The sequence below is a fragment of the Bradyrhizobium sp. Ses1 genome (assembly GCF_059512365.1).
Map to the genome: position 1 here is coordinate 155,547 of NZ_JCAMOQ010000012.1, position 17,299 is coordinate 172,845.

At 63.2% G+C, this 17,299-nt stretch carries 13 protein-coding genes; 7 read left to right on the forward strand and 6 right to left on the reverse strand.

The window, feature by feature from the left end; all coding sequences use genetic code 11:
• Positions 1-65: 65 nt before the first annotated feature.
• Genes AC5ZG5_RS16890 through AC5ZG5_RS16910 form a run of 5 tightly spaced genes read right to left on the reverse strand, consistent with a single transcriptional unit; the run spans position 66 to position 4,990 of the window.
• Entirely contained in the window at positions 66-1,763 is a 1,698-nt protein-coding gene (locus tag AC5ZG5_RS16890) for a methyl-accepting chemotaxis protein (protein WP_456642843.1), read from the reverse strand.
• A gap of 34 nt (positions 1,764-1,797) precedes the next feature.
• A complete protein-coding gene (locus AC5ZG5_RS16895) occupies positions 1,798-2,268 on the reverse strand; it encodes a chemotaxis protein CheW (protein WP_456642842.1) in 471 nt (156 codons plus the stop codon).
• Complete coding sequence (locus tag AC5ZG5_RS16900; protein WP_456642841.1) at positions 2,269-4,311, reverse strand: chemotaxis protein CheA; 2,043 nt, start codon at positions 4,309-4,311, stop codon at positions 2,269-2,271.
• Positions 4,308-4,673, reverse strand: coding sequence for a response regulator (locus AC5ZG5_RS16905; protein WP_027580048.1), 366 nt, complete (start codon positions 4,671-4,673; stop codon positions 4,308-4,310). The genes AC5ZG5_RS16900 and AC5ZG5_RS16905 overlap by 4 nt, the downstream gene beginning before the upstream one ends.
• A complete protein-coding gene (locus AC5ZG5_RS16910) occupies positions 4,673-4,990 on the reverse strand; it encodes an STAS domain-containing protein (protein WP_028167213.1) in 318 nt (105 codons plus the stop codon). Before AC5ZG5_RS16910 ends, AC5ZG5_RS16905 begins: the two co-directional genes overlap by 1 nt.
• 289 nt (positions 4,991-5,279) lie before the next feature.
• Between AC5ZG5_RS16910 and AC5ZG5_RS16915 the strand changes: the two genes are divergently transcribed.
• Together AC5ZG5_RS16915 and AC5ZG5_RS16920 are read left to right on the forward strand one after the other, a co-directional pair.
• Entirely contained in the window at positions 5,280-6,362 is a 1,083-nt protein-coding gene (locus tag AC5ZG5_RS16915; RefSeq protein ID WP_456642840.1) for an HD domain-containing phosphohydrolase, read from the forward strand.
• 319 nt (positions 6,363-6,681) lie between these two features.
• Positions 6,682-6,942, forward strand: a complete 261-nt coding sequence (locus AC5ZG5_RS16920; protein WP_456642839.1) for a hypothetical protein — start codon at positions 6,682-6,684, stop codon at positions 6,940-6,942.
• 332 nt (positions 6,943-7,274) lie between these two features.
• On the opposite strand, the gene AC5ZG5_RS16925 is transcribed toward AC5ZG5_RS16920, so the two are convergent.
• Positions 7,275-8,021 (reverse strand): hypothetical protein, encoded by a 747-nt coding sequence (locus tag AC5ZG5_RS16925; protein ID WP_456642838.1) that lies wholly within the window; start codon positions 8,019-8,021, stop codon positions 7,275-7,277.
• A 125-nt stretch (positions 8,022-8,146) separates the two neighbouring features.
• Between AC5ZG5_RS16925 and AC5ZG5_RS16930 the strand changes: the two genes are divergently transcribed.
• The 5 genes from AC5ZG5_RS16930 to AC5ZG5_RS16950 all read left to right on the forward strand — a co-directional run bounded on the left by AC5ZG5_RS16930 (position 8,147) and on the right by AC5ZG5_RS16950 (position 17,297).
• The gene (locus AC5ZG5_RS16930) at positions 8,147-9,331 is read left to right on the forward strand and encodes an efflux RND transporter periplasmic adaptor subunit (protein WP_456642837.1); all 1,185 of its coding nucleotides are present in this window, start codon (positions 8,147-8,149) and stop codon (positions 9,329-9,331) included.
• On the forward strand, positions 9,328-12,441 hold the full coding sequence (locus AC5ZG5_RS16935) for an efflux RND transporter permease subunit (protein WP_456642836.1): 3,114 nt from the start codon (positions 9,328-9,330) through the stop codon (positions 12,439-12,441). Before AC5ZG5_RS16930 ends, AC5ZG5_RS16935 begins: the two co-directional genes overlap by 4 nt.
• 129 nt (positions 12,442-12,570) lie before the next feature.
• Entirely contained in the window at positions 12,571-12,693 is a 123-nt protein-coding gene (locus tag AC5ZG5_RS16940; RefSeq protein WP_456642835.1) for a hypothetical protein, read from the forward strand.
• Between the two features lie 276 nt (positions 12,694-12,969).
• The gene (locus AC5ZG5_RS16945) at positions 12,970-14,193 is read left to right on the forward strand and encodes an MdtA/MuxA family multidrug efflux RND transporter periplasmic adaptor subunit (RefSeq protein WP_456642834.1); all 1,224 of its coding nucleotides are present in this window, start codon (positions 12,970-12,972) and stop codon (positions 14,191-14,193) included.
• Positions 14,190-17,297 carry an MdtB/MuxB family multidrug efflux RND transporter permease subunit gene (locus AC5ZG5_RS16950; protein WP_456642833.1) on the forward strand — a complete coding sequence of 1,036 codons (3,108 nt, stop codon included), beginning with the start codon at positions 14,190-14,192 and terminating at the stop codon, positions 17,295-17,297. Before AC5ZG5_RS16945 ends, AC5ZG5_RS16950 begins: the two co-directional genes overlap by 4 nt.
• The last annotated feature ends 2 nt before the right edge of the window (positions 17,298-17,299 follow it).

Consider the following 17,299-nt stretch of genomic DNA (forward strand, 5'->3'; position numbering starts at 1 on the left):
GAATGCTCGAATTGTTGGTCGGACCGCAATCAATCCAACCTGCCAGCCCACCAACGCTTCACTCCTCAGCGCTGAAAATCAGCGTCGCGGTCGTCCCCGTCTTCATCCAGCTCGAAAGCGAAGCCGCCGCCATTGGCAACCTTGAGGGCGCGACGGCCCTGCGGCTTCGCCGCGGCGGCCGGCGGCTTCCTTGCGCCGCGATCGACGGCCGCCATTGTCGCAGCCTTCGCGCGCAGTTGGCTGACCGCCTTGTCGATCGGCGCGGCGGCGGCCTTGCGACCCTGGTCGATGCGGAAGAAGGCGATCGTCGACTGCAACTGCTCGGCCTGGGAGGCAAGCTCTTCCGAGGTCGAGGAGACCTGCTCGGATGCGCTGGCGTTCTGCTGGCCGACCTTGTCGAGCTGCTGGATCGCCTGGTTGATCTGCGCCGAACCGACATCCTGCTCGCGGCAGGCCGCCGTGATTTCCTGGACCAGGTCCGCGGTTTTCTTGATATCGGGCACGAGCTTCGCGAGCATGCTGCCCGCCTCTTGCGCGACCTTCACGCTCTCCGTTGACAGCGTGCCGATCTCGGCGGCGGCCGCCTGGCTGCGTTCGGCGAGCTTGCGCACTTCGGAAGCGACCACTGCAAAGCCTTTGCCATGCTCGCCGGCGCGCGCGGCCTCGACCGCGGCGTTCAGGGCCAACAGATCGGTCTGCCGCGCGATCTCCTGCACGATCGTGATCTTTTCGGCGATCGTCTGCATCGCTTCGACGGCGCGGCCGACTGCGGCGCCGCTGGCCTCGGCATCCTTGGCCGATTGCGCCGCGATCTTCTCGGTCTGGTTGGCGTTGTCGGCGTTCTGCTTCACATTGGAGGCCATCTCCTCCATCGAGGAGGAGGCTTCTTCAGCCGAGGACGCCTGCTCGGTCGCGCCCTGCGAGAGCTGCTCGGCGCTGGCCGAAAGCTCCTGGCTGCCGGCCGAGACGTTCTGCGCCGCGGTCAGGGCTTCCGACACGATCTGCCGCAGTTTCTCGACCATCACGTTCAGCGACTTGACGAGATCTCCGATCTCGTCGTTGCTGACTACGTCGATTTTCTGGCTGAGATCGCCATCGGCGACTGCGCCCGCCAGACCGACTGCACGTCCCAGCGAGCGGCCGATGCTGAATGCGATCCAGAGCGCCGCACCGAGCCCGACAACAAGCGACGCGATAACCAGGCTTGCCAGCATGACGGTCGCGCGGCGGCCTTCTTCCTTGGCCTGCTCGGCCTGCATAGCCATGGCTTTCTTCGCGTAGCCGATATAGGCATCGGCCGCCTCCATGGACTCAACAACCGCCTGGCGGACAACGATCATCGATCGCTCGGCGGCCTTGGCCTTGTCGGTTCTTGCGAGTTTGAGCGCCTCGTCCTGCACCGAATTCATCTTGGCGTAGGCGGTGCTGAAGTTCTCGATCAGCCGCTTGCCCTGTTCGCTCGCGCCGGACTGAATCTCGTCCTTGAGCTTCAAGGTGGATCCACGGGTCCTGTCGATCTCGGACAAGAACCGGTCCATGTCGCCTTCGGGCACCAGGATCGCGTTCTTCTCGGCCCGGACCTGAAACAGGACATCCTTCTCGAGCTCGGCTGCCTTTTCCATCCGGCCGGCGCGGGCGACAAGGCTGTCCGTCGTCTCCACCATGTCGTTGAGCTTCATATAGGCCACGGCGCCGCTCACCGCGGACAGCAGGATGATCGCGCCGAAGGCACAGGCCAACTTCGCCTTGACAGTAAATCTCATTTTCAGCCCCTCAAGTCTCGCCCCCGAGACGTCCTCAATTCAGGATACGTTCCATATTCGGTACGATGACGAACTCTTCACGCCACTTGGTGATGAAGCGGATGAACTCCGGCTTCCAATGCATGCCGACGCGCGGCGTCTGCTGCACGTCGGTCCGCGAGATCTCGGTGACCTCGTAGACCTTGTCGGCGGTGACGCCGACCAGGACCGGCTCGTTGTCGATGCCGACCTCGATCACGACGATCCGTGTCTCCGTGGAGGCTTCGGTCTGCGGCATCCCGAAACGGATGCGCAGGTCGGCCAGCGGAATGACATTGCCGCGCACATTGATCACGCTGGGCACGAACGAGCGCGAGCCGGCCACTTTCGTCGCGGGAACCGGATCGATGATCTCGCGCACCAGGCCGGCATCGAGCGCGAATTTCTCGTCGCCGAGCCCGATCATGACCACCTGCATCGAACCGTCCTCGACGGTCCCGGCGCCCTGCTGCGGATCTTTCGCCATCTATGCCGCCTCGCTCATCTGCTGCTTTTCCGCTCGCGACTGCGCCAGCGCGACGAGTTGCGCCACGTCGAGAATAAGCGCGGCCGTGCCGTCACCGAGGATGGTCGCGCCGGAAAAGATCGTGACGTCGGAATGCAGTTTCGAAAGCGACTTGATGACGGTCTGATGATTGCCGATGATCTGGTCGGCAACCAGCCCGACGCGCGTCTCGCCGGTCGAGATGATGATCGTCTTCTGATGCTGTCCGGGCATACCCGACACGTCGAGAATGTCGCGGAGCCGCAGGAAGGGCACGAGATTGCCGCGCACGTTGAGGAAATTGCGCCCACGCGAACGCTCGTCGTCCGCCGTGAGCTCGACGCACTCCTCGACCGCCGGGAGCGGAATGATGTAGCGGCCCTCGCCGACCCGGATCAGCAATCCCTCGATGATCGCAAGCGTCAGCGGCAGGCGCAGCGTGACATTCGTTCCCTCGCCGGTCTTTGTCGACAGATCGATCGAGCCGCGCATATTCTCGATGGTGCGCTTGACCACGTCCATGCCGACACCGCGGCCGGACAGCGCGGAGATGGTCTGGGCGGTCGAGAACCCCGGATGGAACAGGAATTGATGGATCTCATGATCCGACATCGCGGCACCGGGCGCGATCAGCCCCTGCTCTTCCGCCTTGGCGCGGATGCGCGCGGTGTTGAGCCCGCCGCCATTGTCCTTGACGGTGACGAGAACCTGTGCGCCGGAATGGACGGCCTGCAGCTCGATCCGCCCCTGCTCGGTCTTGCCGGCCGCCGCGCGCGTTGCGGAATCCTCGATGCCGTGGTCGACCGCATTGCGGATCAGGTGCACGAGCGGATCGGCAAGACATTCAATCATGGTCTTGTCGAGCTCGGTATCCTCGCCCGAGGTGACGAATTCGACCGGCTTGCCGAGGTCGCGGGACAGATCGTGGACCAACCTTCGGAAGCGGCCGAACAGGGAGCCGATCGGCACCATCCGCGCGCCCATCGTGGTGTCGCGCAGGCTTCCCGCCAGCCGCTCGATTTCCTCGGCGATCATCTTGATCGAGAGATCGGAGCCGGCTGCGGCCAACTGGCTGAGCCGCGCCTGGGCGATGACGAGCTCTCCGACCCGGTCCATCAACTCATCGAGCCGTTCGGCCTGGACGCGGACGGTGGCGATGCCGCGCTCTTCCGCGCGCTTCGGCTCGTCGCGCTTCCGTTCCGGCGGCGTCGCCGGCTCCGCCGCAGCGGGGACCGAGGAAGCGGTCGGCGCCGGGGCCGGAACCGGAGGAGCCACCGGCTCGGCTTCCGCCATTGCGAACGTCGGCGCCGCGCGCTCGACCTGCGCCAGCGGCACCAGCGTCAGCTTCATCTCGTCCTGCACGAACATGAAGACGTCGTCGATAGCGTCCTTGTCGCAACCGCTATGCAGCGTGACGTCCCATTTCAGGTAGCAGTCCTCGGGCTCCAGCTCGTCCAATAGCGGCACGCCATCGGTGACCGGCACGACGAAGCAGGGACCGAGCTTGCAGAGATCATCCAGGAGGTCGAGCGGATTGGAGCCGTTGCGGAGAATATGTGACTCGAATTCGAGGCGCAGTTGCCAGCCCGCCGGTCGGCTCTCGCTTGCCGGCGGGGTGTCGATCTCAGACTCGACCGGCAGGACCTGCTCGACAGGTGAAACGAAACGCTTCAGATCATCCAGGATGGCGTCGCCGATGATCGAATCGGCGCTGTCAGGCGCTTCGATCAGGGCGCGGATGTAATCCTTTGCAGCCAGCGCGACCGCGATCAGCTCCTGGGTCGGCTTGATCTCGCCTTTGCGGACCAGCTCGAAGGCGGTCTCGAATTCGTGGGTGAACGCGGCGACCTTGTCGAAGCCGAACATCGCGCCGGAGCCCTTGATGGTATGCAGGGCGCGAAACGCCGAGTCGACCAGCTCGCGGTCATCGGGACGCAGGCCAAGATCAAGCAGGGCGCCTTCGAGCGTTTCGAAAAGCTCGCTCGCCTCCTGACGGAATATCTCCGTCGGGTCCATGCTGCTCATGACCGCACCAGCTTGTTAACCACCGCGAGCAATTGCTCAGGCTTGAAGGGCTTGGTGATCCATCCGGTGGCGCCGGCGCTCTTGGCTTCCTGCTTCACCGCGTCGTTGGACTCGGTGGTGAGGAAAACGATCGGCAGGCCGACCTGCGACGGCAGCTTGCGCAGGGCCCTTATCAGTTCGAGGCCGTTCATGACGGGCATGTTGAGGTCGGTGATCACGAGATCAAGCTTGCCCGCCTGCGCCTTCGCCAGGCCCTGCGCGCCGTCGCCCGCCTCGATCACGTTGTGACCGGCCGGCTCGAGCACGACCTTGATCATCTGGCGGATGCTGGGGGAATCATCGACCGTCAGGACCGTAGCCATCACGCGCCATCCTTGTTGTGAAAATGTTGGTCGATCATCGCATCGCTGGAGAAGCCTGCGCGGCGAAGGGTATTGCGGAGGCTTTGCGAGAATGCAGTCAGGACGACCGGGCGGCCCTGCGCCTTGCCGGTCTCCGCGGTGGAAAGCAAAAGCTGGATCGAGGTGACGTCGGCCTTGTCGACAGCGGAGCAGTCGATCTCGAGCCGATCATTGCGGCTGAAGGCCTCGCGGATCGTGTCGTAGACTTGGCGGATCGACGCGATGCTGCAGTCCGGTGGCAACTGCAGCCACCGTTTGGACTCTGTCACGTCAGCCATTCACCGCCCCCGCATTCCCAGAAATTCGCTTTAGCCGGAATGCGAATCTCTTTCGGCCGAAGTATCGGCAGAGATGGTGATTAAGATGTTAATCAACCGCGATTCCATGCAAGATGACCGTAGGATTACGGTGCGCGGGATTCGACGGGTAGCCTGGTAGGATTCGCGCCTGCATTCACGCGCATCAAAAAAGCCATGCAATCGGCGATTGTCAGGCTTAGGTCGACGTTAAGAGCCTGCACAGTAGCTCTTGGTCTCGTACAACCGACCGTGCGTACCAGGACGTCAGATGCTTACACAAGCGCTTCTCGTTGACGACAGCCGTTCTGTCCTCGACTTCCTCACGCGGCTCCTGGAAGCCGACGGTACCGTGCAGGTCACGGCGTACACCTGTCCGCTGCAGGCGATGACATCGGCGATGCAGCGCCAATATGACATCGTCCTCGTTGACTATGAGATGCCGAGAATGGACGGCGTCACATTCATCCGCGAACTCCGTGCGATCGAGAACTTCGGCAATATTCCGATCGTGATGATCACCTCGGTACAGACGGACGACGTGCGCATGCAGGCGCTCGAGGCCGGCGCCACCGATTTCCTGCCGAAACATCCGCAAACTCTGGAGACCAGGGTCCGGCTGAGAAATCTCATCCGGCTCGGCATTGCCGTTCGGCAACTGAACGACCGCGCAGCCGATCTCGTCCGGGAAGTTGCCAGCGCCACGCAGAAGCTGCAGGAGCGCGAGGAGGAGATCATCCTTCGTCTGGCGCTCGCCGTCGAATACCGCGATAACGATACCGGCGAGCACACGCTTCGGGTAGCGAAATACAGCCGCATCATCGCCGAAGAACTCGGCCTGCCGCCGCGGCTCATCCGCGACATCTATCTTGCGGCCCCCCTGCACGACGTCGGCAAGGTCGCGATACCCGACAGCATTCTGCTCAAGCCCGGCCGGCTGAATGCGGAGGAGATCGCGATCATACGCACCCACGCCGTGATCGGCGGACGCATTCTCGCCGACAGCCATTGCGAGCTGATCCAGCTTGGAGCCGAGATCGCTGCAGCTCATCACGAACGCTGGGACGGCAGCGGCTATCCCAACGGGCTCAGGGAAACCGACATTCCGATCGCGGCCCGCGTCGTCGCCGTCGCCGACGTCTTCGATGCGCTCACAATGAAGCGTCCCTACAAGGATCCAATGCCGCTTGCGGAGGCGCGTCGTTACCTCGAAGACAACAAGGCGCGCCAATTCGATCCTGCCTGCATCGAGGCCTTCCTGTCACGCTGGAACGAAGTCGTGACGATCGCCACCGGGCAACATGCGATAGCACCGTGGCAGGCCGAAATGCGCACGCTTTCGACGGCCGTCTAGCTTCAACTGAAACCAAGCTGCTGGCGCGGGATGATTTTTCCTCGAAGCATCATCGCGCTCTATCTTCTTGTTTGAGCATGATCTTTTCGGAGAACCTGTATCCCGCTTTGCGCTAACGCGGCCCTCCGGGTCCGGATCATGCTCTGAGTTGTGTAACGTCGTTGTGAGCGGGCAGCTCCCGCCTGCAACCTGCGCACGAATGCGCTCACGCGGCATTGAGAGAACGTGAGAAGACGCGCTCTTTAAACAGGGTGTCGCGATCCGCACTTCGAAAGGGGAGCCACGCTCCATTGGCTCCGCTTCCTGATGGAGAATACCCATGTCTGCAATCAAGCTCTTGTCGATCGCGCTGGTCGCTGCGGCGACGCTTGCAACTCCCGCGATGGCTCGCGAACACACGCGCCACGCTCTGCGTGCTAATGCCGCTGCCGTTGTGGCGCCGGAGCAGGTCTATGTCGGCGGACCGGGCTGCGTTCCCGCCCCGCGGGTAGGCGCGTTTGCCTCGCAGCCCTGGACCGACGGCAACGTTCCCTGTGAACCCGGCACCGGCTATGGCTATTACGGCTACGGCTATTATTGATCCGGTCGCTTCGGACCACTGTTGAACGAGTGTCCTGTCAGTCGAGCTGACGGTCGAAACTGAAGAGGCCGGACCGCTTGTGCGGTCCCGGCCGCTTTTTTTATTGGTAGTATCGTAGATTCAAATCCCGCTGTCCTGCGCATGCGCGCATCCGTGGATTAGCGCTGCGCTATTGCTGCGCTCCGCGCAGCGCTGCGCAAAGAAAATCCCAAGTGATATCTCACTGCATTCCTAAAGACGAATTTAGTGGATGCGCCGCCGAACGCGCCTACGTTCAACGCGTCGGAGAACCCGGCCGGCTGGTTCGGCTGGTGCATTCGAGGCGGGGCGCTTCATTCACGGAGAGGAAGTGTCATGATGAGACGATTGACAGCGATCCTGGCGACCGCCCTTCTTTCTGCATTATTCACAGCGAACGCCGCTGTCGCGCAAGTGACCGGTGCGGCGACCCCGACTCCGACGCTTGACGCAACCTCTCCGCTAGGCAGCGCGGGCTCGCCGGTCTCGCCAACGGGAATTCCGTTGGGCGCGACCGAGCTCTCATCGCCGGGAGTCAGTCCGCTCGCGGCTCCCGCGACGGGCACGATCGCCATTCCAAGCAGCGGCACAGTTTGCTCGACAGTTGGGACAGCGCCGACCCAAATGTTCGGATCGACCGCCACCTTCGACGGCGCCGGAATGGCGGTCGGATCGACCGCGCCTGCAACCGCGGCCATGGCGGGCAATACGGCCGCGACACCGGGCCTATCGCCAGTGATTTCACCGACATCGGGCGTGTCGACGACGTCAGGCACGCTGGAGAGCTCGGGCATGGCGACAGCATCCGGCATCATCGACACATCGGGAACGTCGGGGATGTGCGGCTCGGGCTCGACGAGCGTCATTGCATCATCGACACCGTCATCGACCTCACCCACGACAATGGGCGGTGTCAATCGAACCGGCATTCCCCTCGACTCGACCGAGATCGGCAACCTCGGCGTCAGCTCGGCGGCGCCGGTGCCGACACCCGGCGTATCGCTCCTTCCAGGCGTCGTTGGACCGGTTGCGGCCCTCCCGACCGTGCCGACGGTTCTCACTCCCGCTCCAACCGCCTCCACCTCCACGATGGCAGGCAGTGCCTGCTCAATCCTCACTGCGGGCAGTGTCACGTCATCGGCAGCTATTCCGGGTTGCTAACACATCTCTCAGCGAAACCCAGACCATGAAAAAGAAGATCGTTGTCGGTGCCGTCATGCTGACCGCCGCAGTGGCGACCGGCGCTCTGCTCTACGCTATGCATGACTTCCCGTTCGAGACGGCCGCCGCAGCGCCGGCGCGGCCGTCCCCGGTGCCGATCGTCGCCGGAACGGTCAGCCAGCACGACGTGCCGATCTATCTGACCGGCGTCGGCACCGTGATCGCCTACAACACCGACGTGGTGCGCGCCCAGATCCAGGGGCAGATCTTCACCATCAACTTCACCGAAGGCCAGCATGTGCATGCCGGCGACCTGCTGGCGCAGATCGATCCGCGCCCCTATCAGGCGCTAATCGATCAGTACACCGGAGCACTGGAACGCGATCAGGCACAGCTCGCCAACGCCAATGCCAACCTCGTCCGTTACACCCAGTTGGGGGCCAAAGGCTGGGCGACACCGCAACTGATCGAAACCCAGAAGGCGCAAGTCGGGCAGTTGGACGGCGCGATCACAACCGACAAGGCGCTGATCGAGGCCGCGAAGGTGCAGCTCAGCTTCACGCGCCTGACCTCACCGATCGACGGCGTGGTCGGGATCCGCCAGATCGACGTCGGCAACATCATCAGCCCATCGAGCACGAACGGCCTCTGCGTGGTGACCCAGCTCGATCCGATTTCGCTGATCTTCACACTTCCGGAGACGGTCCTGCCGCAAATTCAGAAGCAGCAGCAAATCACCAAGGCGCCGCTGACCGTCCTCGCCTATAACCAGGACGACACGATCGAGCTCGGCCAGGGCCAGCTTGGCCTCGTCAACAACGAGATTCTGCAGACCACGGGCTCGATTCAGCTCAAGGCCAATTTCTCCAACAAGGAGAACAAGCTCTGGCCGGGCGAGCTGGTCAACGCGCGATTGCTGCTCGACACGAGACACAACGGCCTCACTGTGCCTGCGGCGGTGATCCAGCAAGGTCCGAACGGAACCTATGCGTGGGTCGTCAATCCCGACAACACCGTTGCGATCCGCCAGGTCAAGGTGGCGCAAATCAGCGACGGACAGGCGCTGATCGATTCCGGACTCTCGGCAAATGAGCGGGTGGTGGTCGACGGCCAATACAAGCTGCAGCCGGGCACACATGTGATCGCGCTCCATGGCAAGGCGGCCGAGGAAGCCGCCGCGCAGGACGCAATGCAGACGCCAATCCCATGAATATTTCCGCACCGTTCATCCGACGGCCGATCGCGACCGCGCTGCTCATGGTGGGCTTGTTCGTAGCTGGGCTGGTCGCCTATCCGCTGATGCCGGTGGCGGCGCTGCCGAACGTCAACTATCCCACGCTGACGGTAACCGCGCAGTTGCCGGGCGCCGATCCGCAGACCATGGCGTCCTCGGTGGCATCGCCGCTCGAGCTGCAATTCGGCGAAATCCCGGGCCTCACCCAGATGACGTCGGCGAGTGCGCTGGGCTACAGCCAGATCACGCTGCAGTTCGATCTCAGCCGCCAGATCGACGGTGCGGTGAGCGACACGCTGTCGGCCATCAACGCCGCTTCCCCTTATCTGCCGACAGGCCTGCCGTATCCGCCGACGATCCGCAAGGTCAACCCGGCCGACACACCGATCCTGGTGCTCGGCATCACCTCGGACAGCCTGCCGCTGACCACGGTGGATGCCTATTCCGAGAACATCCTGCTGCAGAAGATTTCGCAGATCTCCGGCGTCGGTCTCGTCGGCGTCGGCGGCCAGCAGAAGCCCTCCGTCCGCATCCAGGTCGACCCGGAGGCATTGGCCGCCCGCGGCATCAATCTGGAGGATCTGCGGACAGTGCTGGGCCAGGCCAATGTCGATCTGGCGAAGGGCACGCTCAACAGCCCGCGCCAGACCTACACGCTCAACACCAATGATCAACTGTTCAAGCCCGACCAATATGCCGACCTCGTGGTTGCCTATCGCAATGGATCTCCGGTCCGCATCCGTGACATCGGACGCGCGATCAGCGCGCCGGAAAACGACCTGATCGCCGGCTGGTACAACAATCAGAGGGCGATCCTCCTGGCGATCCAGCGTCAGCCCGGCGCCAATGTCATCGACACGGTCGCGCGCATCAAGGCGATGATGCCGGTGCTGCAGGCCTCGATTCCCGCGGGCATCAAGATCAACGTCATTTCCGACCGCACCGATACCATCCGCGCATCGATCGCCGACGTGCAGTTCACGCTGCTGTTGACGATCGGGCTCGTCGTCATGGTGATCTTCATCTTCCTGCGCAGTTTCTGGGCCACCATTATCCCGGCCGTCACCGTGCCGCTGTCGCTGGTCGGCACTTTCGCGATCCTGTACGAAATGGGCTACAGCCTCGACAATCTGTCGTTGATGGCGCTGTCGATTGCGGTCGGCTTCGTGGTCGACGACGCCGTCGTCGAGATCGAGAATATCACGCGTCACATCGAGGAGGGGCTCTCGCCCTATGACGCGGCGATGAAGGGATCCGGCGAGATCGGCTTCACCGTCATGGCGATCACCTTCTCGCTCATCGCCGTGTTCATCCCGCTGTTCCTGATGAGCGGCTATGTCGGGCTGTTGTTCCGCGAGTTCGCGATGACGGTGAGCGTGGCGCTCGTTCTCTCACTGGTGATCTCGCGCACGCTGACGCCGATGATGTGCGCATATCTGCTCAAGCCCGAAAGCAACTCGCACGGCCGGCTCTATCGATTGTCCGAACGCGGATTCGACGCGCTGCTCAACCTCTATGAGGCGGGCCTCAGAATCGTGCTGCGTCACCGCTTCATCACGCTGATGGTGATGCTCGGCACCATCGCGCTGACCGGCTATCTCTACGTTGTCATTCCCAAGGGCTTCTTCCCGGAGCAGGACACCGGGCTGATCCTCGGTCAGTCGGAAGCGTCGCAGGATATCTCCTTCAAGGCGATGGCCCAGCGCCAGCAAGCCCTGCTCGACGTCATCATGCGCGATCCCGCCGTCGCTTCCGTCGGGGCCGCGGTGGGCGCCGGCGGCGGCGTCTACACGGTCAATGACGGGCGCGTCTACATCCAGCTCAAGCCAGCCGACCGGCGTGATCCGATCGACAAGGTGATCGCGCGATTGCGGACGAATCTCGCCAAGATCCAGGGCGTCACGCTGTACATGCAGCCCGCCCAGGACATCACGATCGGAGCCCGGCTGAACAAGACGCAATTCCAGTACACGATGAACGATGCCGATCCGGGCGAGCTCACCCGTTGGGCGGGCCTGTTCCTCGACAAGATCAGAACGATCCCCTCGATCACCGATGTTACCACCGACCAGCTCAATGCCGGGCCGCTGCTCGACATCACCATCAAGCGCGAAGTCGCCTCGAGCTACGGCATCCTGCCCTTCACCATCGATAACACGCTGGACGATGCGTTCGGGCAGCGCATCGTCTCGACGATCTACACCACGCTGCAGCAGTACCATGTCGTCATGGAGGTCAATCCGAAGTTCCAGTATTCGCCCGATGCGCTCAACGGCATCTATGTGAAATCCTCGAGCGGGCAGCAGGTGCCGTTGTCGACGCTGGTCGATTCGGTCGTGAAGGTCTCGCCGCTCGTCGTCAATCACCAGGGGCAGTTCCCGTCGGTGACGATCTCGTTCAACCTTGCGCCGGGTGCCGCCATCGGCCAGGCCGTGAGCACCATTGATGCAGTGAAGAAGGAGCTGAATCCACCGCTCTCGCTGCAGACCAGCTTCCAGGGCAACGCCCAGGCCTTCGGCGCCTCGCTGTCGAGCACGCCGATCCTGATCCTCGCCTCGCTGTTCGTGATCTACCTGATCCTCGGCATCCTCTATGAGAGCACGATCCATCCGATCACCATCATCTCGACCCTGCCGTCGGCCGGCGTCGGTGCGCTGCTGTTGCTGATGGCGGCCCATTTCGATCTGACCGTGATCGCGATTGTCGGCCTCATCCTGCTGATCGGCATCGTCAAGAAGAACGGCATCATGCTGGTCGACTTCGCGATCCACGCCGAACACAATGAAGGACTCAGCACGGAAGAGGCGATCTACCAGGCCTGCATCAAGCGGTTCAGGCCGATCCTGATGACCACGATGGCGGCAATGCTCGGCGCCGTGCCGATGATGGTGGGCACCGGCGCGGGCTCGGAGATCAGGCAGCCGCTCGGCTATGCCATTGTCGGCGGCCTCGCGGTGTCGCAGATCCTCACGCTGTACACGACGCCGGTGGTCTATCTCTATCTCGACCGGCTGCAGATCTGGCTGTTCGGCGAGAAGGAGGCGGCAACCTCCCCCGTCCAGCCCCAGGCAACGCCGGCCGAATGAGACGGCGCCGGCCGCCACTATGCAGATTGCGTCGCTTCATACAGATCGCTCACTCCCGACTTTGTGAATTCGGCATCGTGCAACGCGTACCTACATGACTGTTTGAAACCATGAGTTGCGGAGTTGAGTATGCCGAGCAAGGATTATTCGAGCCCAGCGCAGACCTTGCGCCGGGTCGCCGAAAGCGTGAGCGACCAGGCAGTCGCCGATCGTCTCAAGGTTCTTGCCGAGAGCTATGAGCGGCGGGCCTAAATGGCTTCGCAGGCCGATCTGGCCAAGAATTAGGCTGAAGCCGCCGATTGCCGCCGAACGCGCGGAACCATCAGCCTTTGTTGAGCCTCCCTACCGAATGTTAATGGGCTTTCCGGCCCTTAATCGTTCAATATGTCGACCTGGAATGTTGCAGGAACCGGGCTGCGGCGACATGCGCCCCACGCGGGTTCGTTCATGCGCTTTCGCAGGTGACCCATGGATCAGCAGCTAAGGAAGTCGACGGACCCCCCTTCGATTGCGCCTGGGAAAAAAGTCGTGCGCCCGGCTCGCGGGCGCATTGGGTTCGCGATCGCCGTTATTCTCCCGCTGGCTGCCGGCATCGTCTGGTGGACGAAGCCCGCAGGCACGCCACAGGAAGCAGCCGGCAAGCGAACCGCCCCGCCGATGTCTGTTGTCGCCGAGACTGTCGGCAAGGGCGATATCGGGATCAACCTCAATGGGCTCGGCACCGTCTCTTCACTCGCCACCGTCACGATCAGAAGCCAGATCAGCGGATATCTGACCCGCATCGCGTTCAAGGAAGGCGATGAAGTCAAGAAGGGTGATTTGATCGCGGAGATCGACTCCCGCCCCTTTGAAGCGGCGCTAGCCCAGGCCAAGGGACAGCTTGCGCGCGACCAAGCCATGCTGAAGGGGGCCCAGGTCGACCTTGCCCGCTACCAGGGGCTGGCGAAGCAGAACGCCGTGCCGCACCAACAGCTCGACACGCAAATAGCCCTGGTCGCGCAGAACGAAGGCACGGTTGAAGCGGACCGCGCCTCGGTGCAGGCCGCCGAAGTGAACCTGCGCTATTGCCATATCCTGTCGCCGCTGGATGGGCGCGTCGGATTGCGGCAGGTCGATCAGGGCAACTACGTCACCCCCGGTGATGCCACCGGCATCGTGGTGATCACGCAACTGCAGCCGATCAGCGTCCTGTTCACACTCCCGGAGGACCAGCTTCAGGCGATCGCCACGCGGCTCCGCGAGGGAGCGGTGCTGCCGGCCGCGGCCTACGATCGCAGCGGCACCAACAAGCTCGCCAGCGGGGCGCTGCAGACCTTCGACAGCCAGATCGATCCGACCACCGGCACGATCAAGCTGCGCGCGCAATTCTCGAACGAAGCGCGGACGCTGTATCCCAATCAGTTCGTCAACGTGCGTCTCCTGCTGGACACCCACAAGGACGTGACGACGATATCGACGGCCGGCATCCAGCGCGGCACGCCCGGCACCTTCGTCTATCTCGTCAACGGCGACAGCACGGTCTCGGTGCGCCCGGTCAAGCTTGGCGTCACTGAAGGAGACCGGGTCGAGGTTCAGTCCGGACTTTCTCCCGGCGACCGCATCGTGATCGATGGCGCCGACAAGCTGCGGGAAGGCGCCAGGATCGTCATTCGACCTCCGACGGGGGCGGGCGAGTCGGCCGCTGCAGCCAAGCCGCCGGATTCGAAAGCAGTGGACGGCAAGGGGCGGCGCTCCGGGGGTGGGCACGAATGAACCCCTCGCGGCCATTCATCCACAGACCGGTGGCGACAACGCTCTTGATGATCGCCATCATGCTGTCGGGGATGCTGGCGTTCCGCTTCCTGCCCGTCGCGGCCCTGCCCGAGGTCGATTACCCGACGATCCAGGTCCAGACCTTCTATCCCGGCGCCAGTCCTGACGTGATGACGTCGTCCGTCACGGCCCCGCTGGAGGTGCAGTTCGGCCAGATGCCGAACCTGAGCCAGATGAGTTCAGTCAGCTCGGCCGGCGCCTCGGTCATCACGCTACAGTTCGGATTGACGATCTCGCTCGATGTCGCCGAGCAGGAGGTGCAGGCCGCGATCAATGCCGCCGGCAATCTGCTGCCATCAGATCTTCCGGCGCCACCGATCTATGCCAAGGTCAATCCGGCCGACGCTCCGATCCTGACCCTTGGCCTGACGTCGAAGACCATGCCGCTGACGCAGGTCCAGGATTTCGTCTACACCCGGCTGGCGCAGAAGATCTCGCAGTTTCCGGGAGTAGGCCTCGTCAGCATCAGCGGCGGCCAGCGGCCGGCGGTCCGCGTCCGCGCCGACATCCGCAAGCTTGCCGCCTATGGCCTCAATATCGACGACCTGCGCACCACCCTCGGCAGTGCCAATGTCAACACGCCCAAGGGCAATTTTGACGGCGCGATGCGCTCCTACACCATCAACGCCAACGACCAGATCCGCGGTGCCGGTGGCTACAAATCCCTGATCGTGGCCTACAAGAACGGCTCTCCGGTCCGTCTCAGCGACATCGGCGACGTCATCGACGGCGCCGAGAACGACAAGCTCGGCGCCTGGATGAATACGACGCCGGCGATCATCCTCAACATCCAGCGCCAGCCCGGGGCCAACGTCATCTCGGTGGTCGAAGGGATCAAGGCGGTGTTGCCGCAGTTGCAGGCGGCGTTGCCTGCCGCCATCGACCTGAACATCCTGACCGACCGCACCGTGACCATCCGCGCCTCGGTCAGAGACGTGGAATACGAGCTCTCGCTCGCAGTCGTGCTGGTCGTGCTGGTGATCTTCGTATTCCTGCGCAGTCCGCGCGCGACGCTGATCCCAAGCCTCTCCGTGCCGCTCTCGCTGGTCGGCACCCTGGGGGCGATGTACCTGTTCGGCTTCAGCCTCAACAATCTCTCCCTGATGGCGCTCACGATCGCCACCGGCTTTGTGGTCGATGACGCGATCGTCGTCATCGAGAACATCTCCCGCTACATCGAGGACGGCGAAACTCCGCTAGCGGCCGCGCTCCGCGGTTCCGAGCAGATCGGCTTCACGATCATCTCGCTGACGGTGTCGCTGATCGCGGTGCTGATTCCGCTGCTGTTCATGGGTGACGTGGTCGGCCGCCTGTTCCGCGAGTTCGCCATCACGCTGTCGGTCACCATCCTGATATCCGCCGTGGTGTCCTTGACGCTGGTTCCGATGGCCTGCGCCAAGCTGCTCAAGGCGGAAGGCGAGGCGCATGAGAATTTGCTCCAGCGCCTGAGCCGCGAAGGCTTCGATCATGTCATCGCGATCTATGCCCGGATGCTGAACTGGGTGCTGGACCGCCAGACCCTGGTGCTGCTGGTGGCGCTCGCCACCTTCGGCTTGACCGCCCTGCTCTATGTCGCGATCCCCAAGGGGTTCTTCCCGCTGCAGGACACCGGCGTCATTCAGGCGATTTCGGAGGCGCCGCAATCGGTCTCATACGCCGCGATGGCCGAGCGGCAGCAGCAACTGGCCGACGTCATCCTCCGGGATCCCGACGTCGAGAGCCTTTCCTCCTTCATCGGCGTCGACGGCACCAACACCACGCTCAACAGCGGCCGCATCCTGATCAACCTGAAGCCGCACGATCAGCGAAAATCCGATATCGCGAGCGTCATGGGCCGTCTCAAGGACAGCACGGCATCGCTGACCGGCGTCACGCTCTATATGCAGCCGGTGCAGGACCTCACCATCGAAGGCACCGTCAGCAAGGCGCAATATCAGTTCATCCTGCAGGACGCCGACCCGGCCCAGCTCGCCGAATGGGCCCCGAAGCTCGTCGACAGATTGCGGCAGCTTCCCGCGTTCACCGACGTCTCGACCGATATGTCCGCCAAGGGACTTGCGGTCTTCGTCGACATCGACCGCGAGCAGGCGGCGCGGTTCGGGATCACGCCCGCGACCGTCGACAATGCGCTCTACGACTCCTTCGGCCAGCGCATCGTCTCGACGGTGTTCACCAATTCAAACCAGTACCGGGTGATCCTGGAAGCCGATCCGACGCTGCAGACCTCCCTGCAATCGCTGTCGTCGATCTACCTGCCCTCCTCGGTCGGAGGCGCGCCGGTGCCGTTGCCGGTGCTGGCCAAGATGCACGAGGACATCGCGCCGTTGCAGGTTTCGCATCTCGGCCAGTTCCCCTCGGCCACCATATCGTTCAACCTGGCGCCCGACGCGTCGCTGGGAGAGGCGGTCGCCGCCGTCAAGCAGGCGCAGATCGACATCGGTCAGCCGCTCGGCATCATCACGAGTTTCCAGGGCGCAGCGCTCGCCTTTCAAGCCTCGCTCTCGAACCAACTGTTCCTGATCCTGGCCGCGATCGTCACGGTCTATATCGTGCTGGGCGTGCTCTATGAGAGCTTCATCCACCCGCTCACGATTCTCTCGACCCTGCCTTCGGCCGGGATCGGCGCATTGCTCGCGTTGATGATGGCGGGGCAGGACCTCACGATCGTCGCGATCATCGGCATCATTCTATTGATCGGCATCGTCAAGAAGAACGCGATCATGATGATCGACTTCGCGCTCGATGCCGAACGCAACGAAGGCCGGTCGCCGCGCGAGGCGATCTACCAGGCGTGCCTGCTGCGGTTCCGGCCGATCATCATGACGACCATGGCCGCAGTGCTCGGCGCGCTGCCGCTGATGCTCGGAACCGGTGCCGGATCGGAGCTGCGGCACCCGCTCGGCATTTCCATCGTCGGCGGCCTTCTGGTCAGCCAGTTGCTCACCTTGTTCACGACGCCGGTGATCTATCTGTGGTTCGACCGGCTCGCCGTACGGCTTGCCGGAGGACCCGGCGGTGCCCGCGAAACACGCGGAGCCCACTGAGC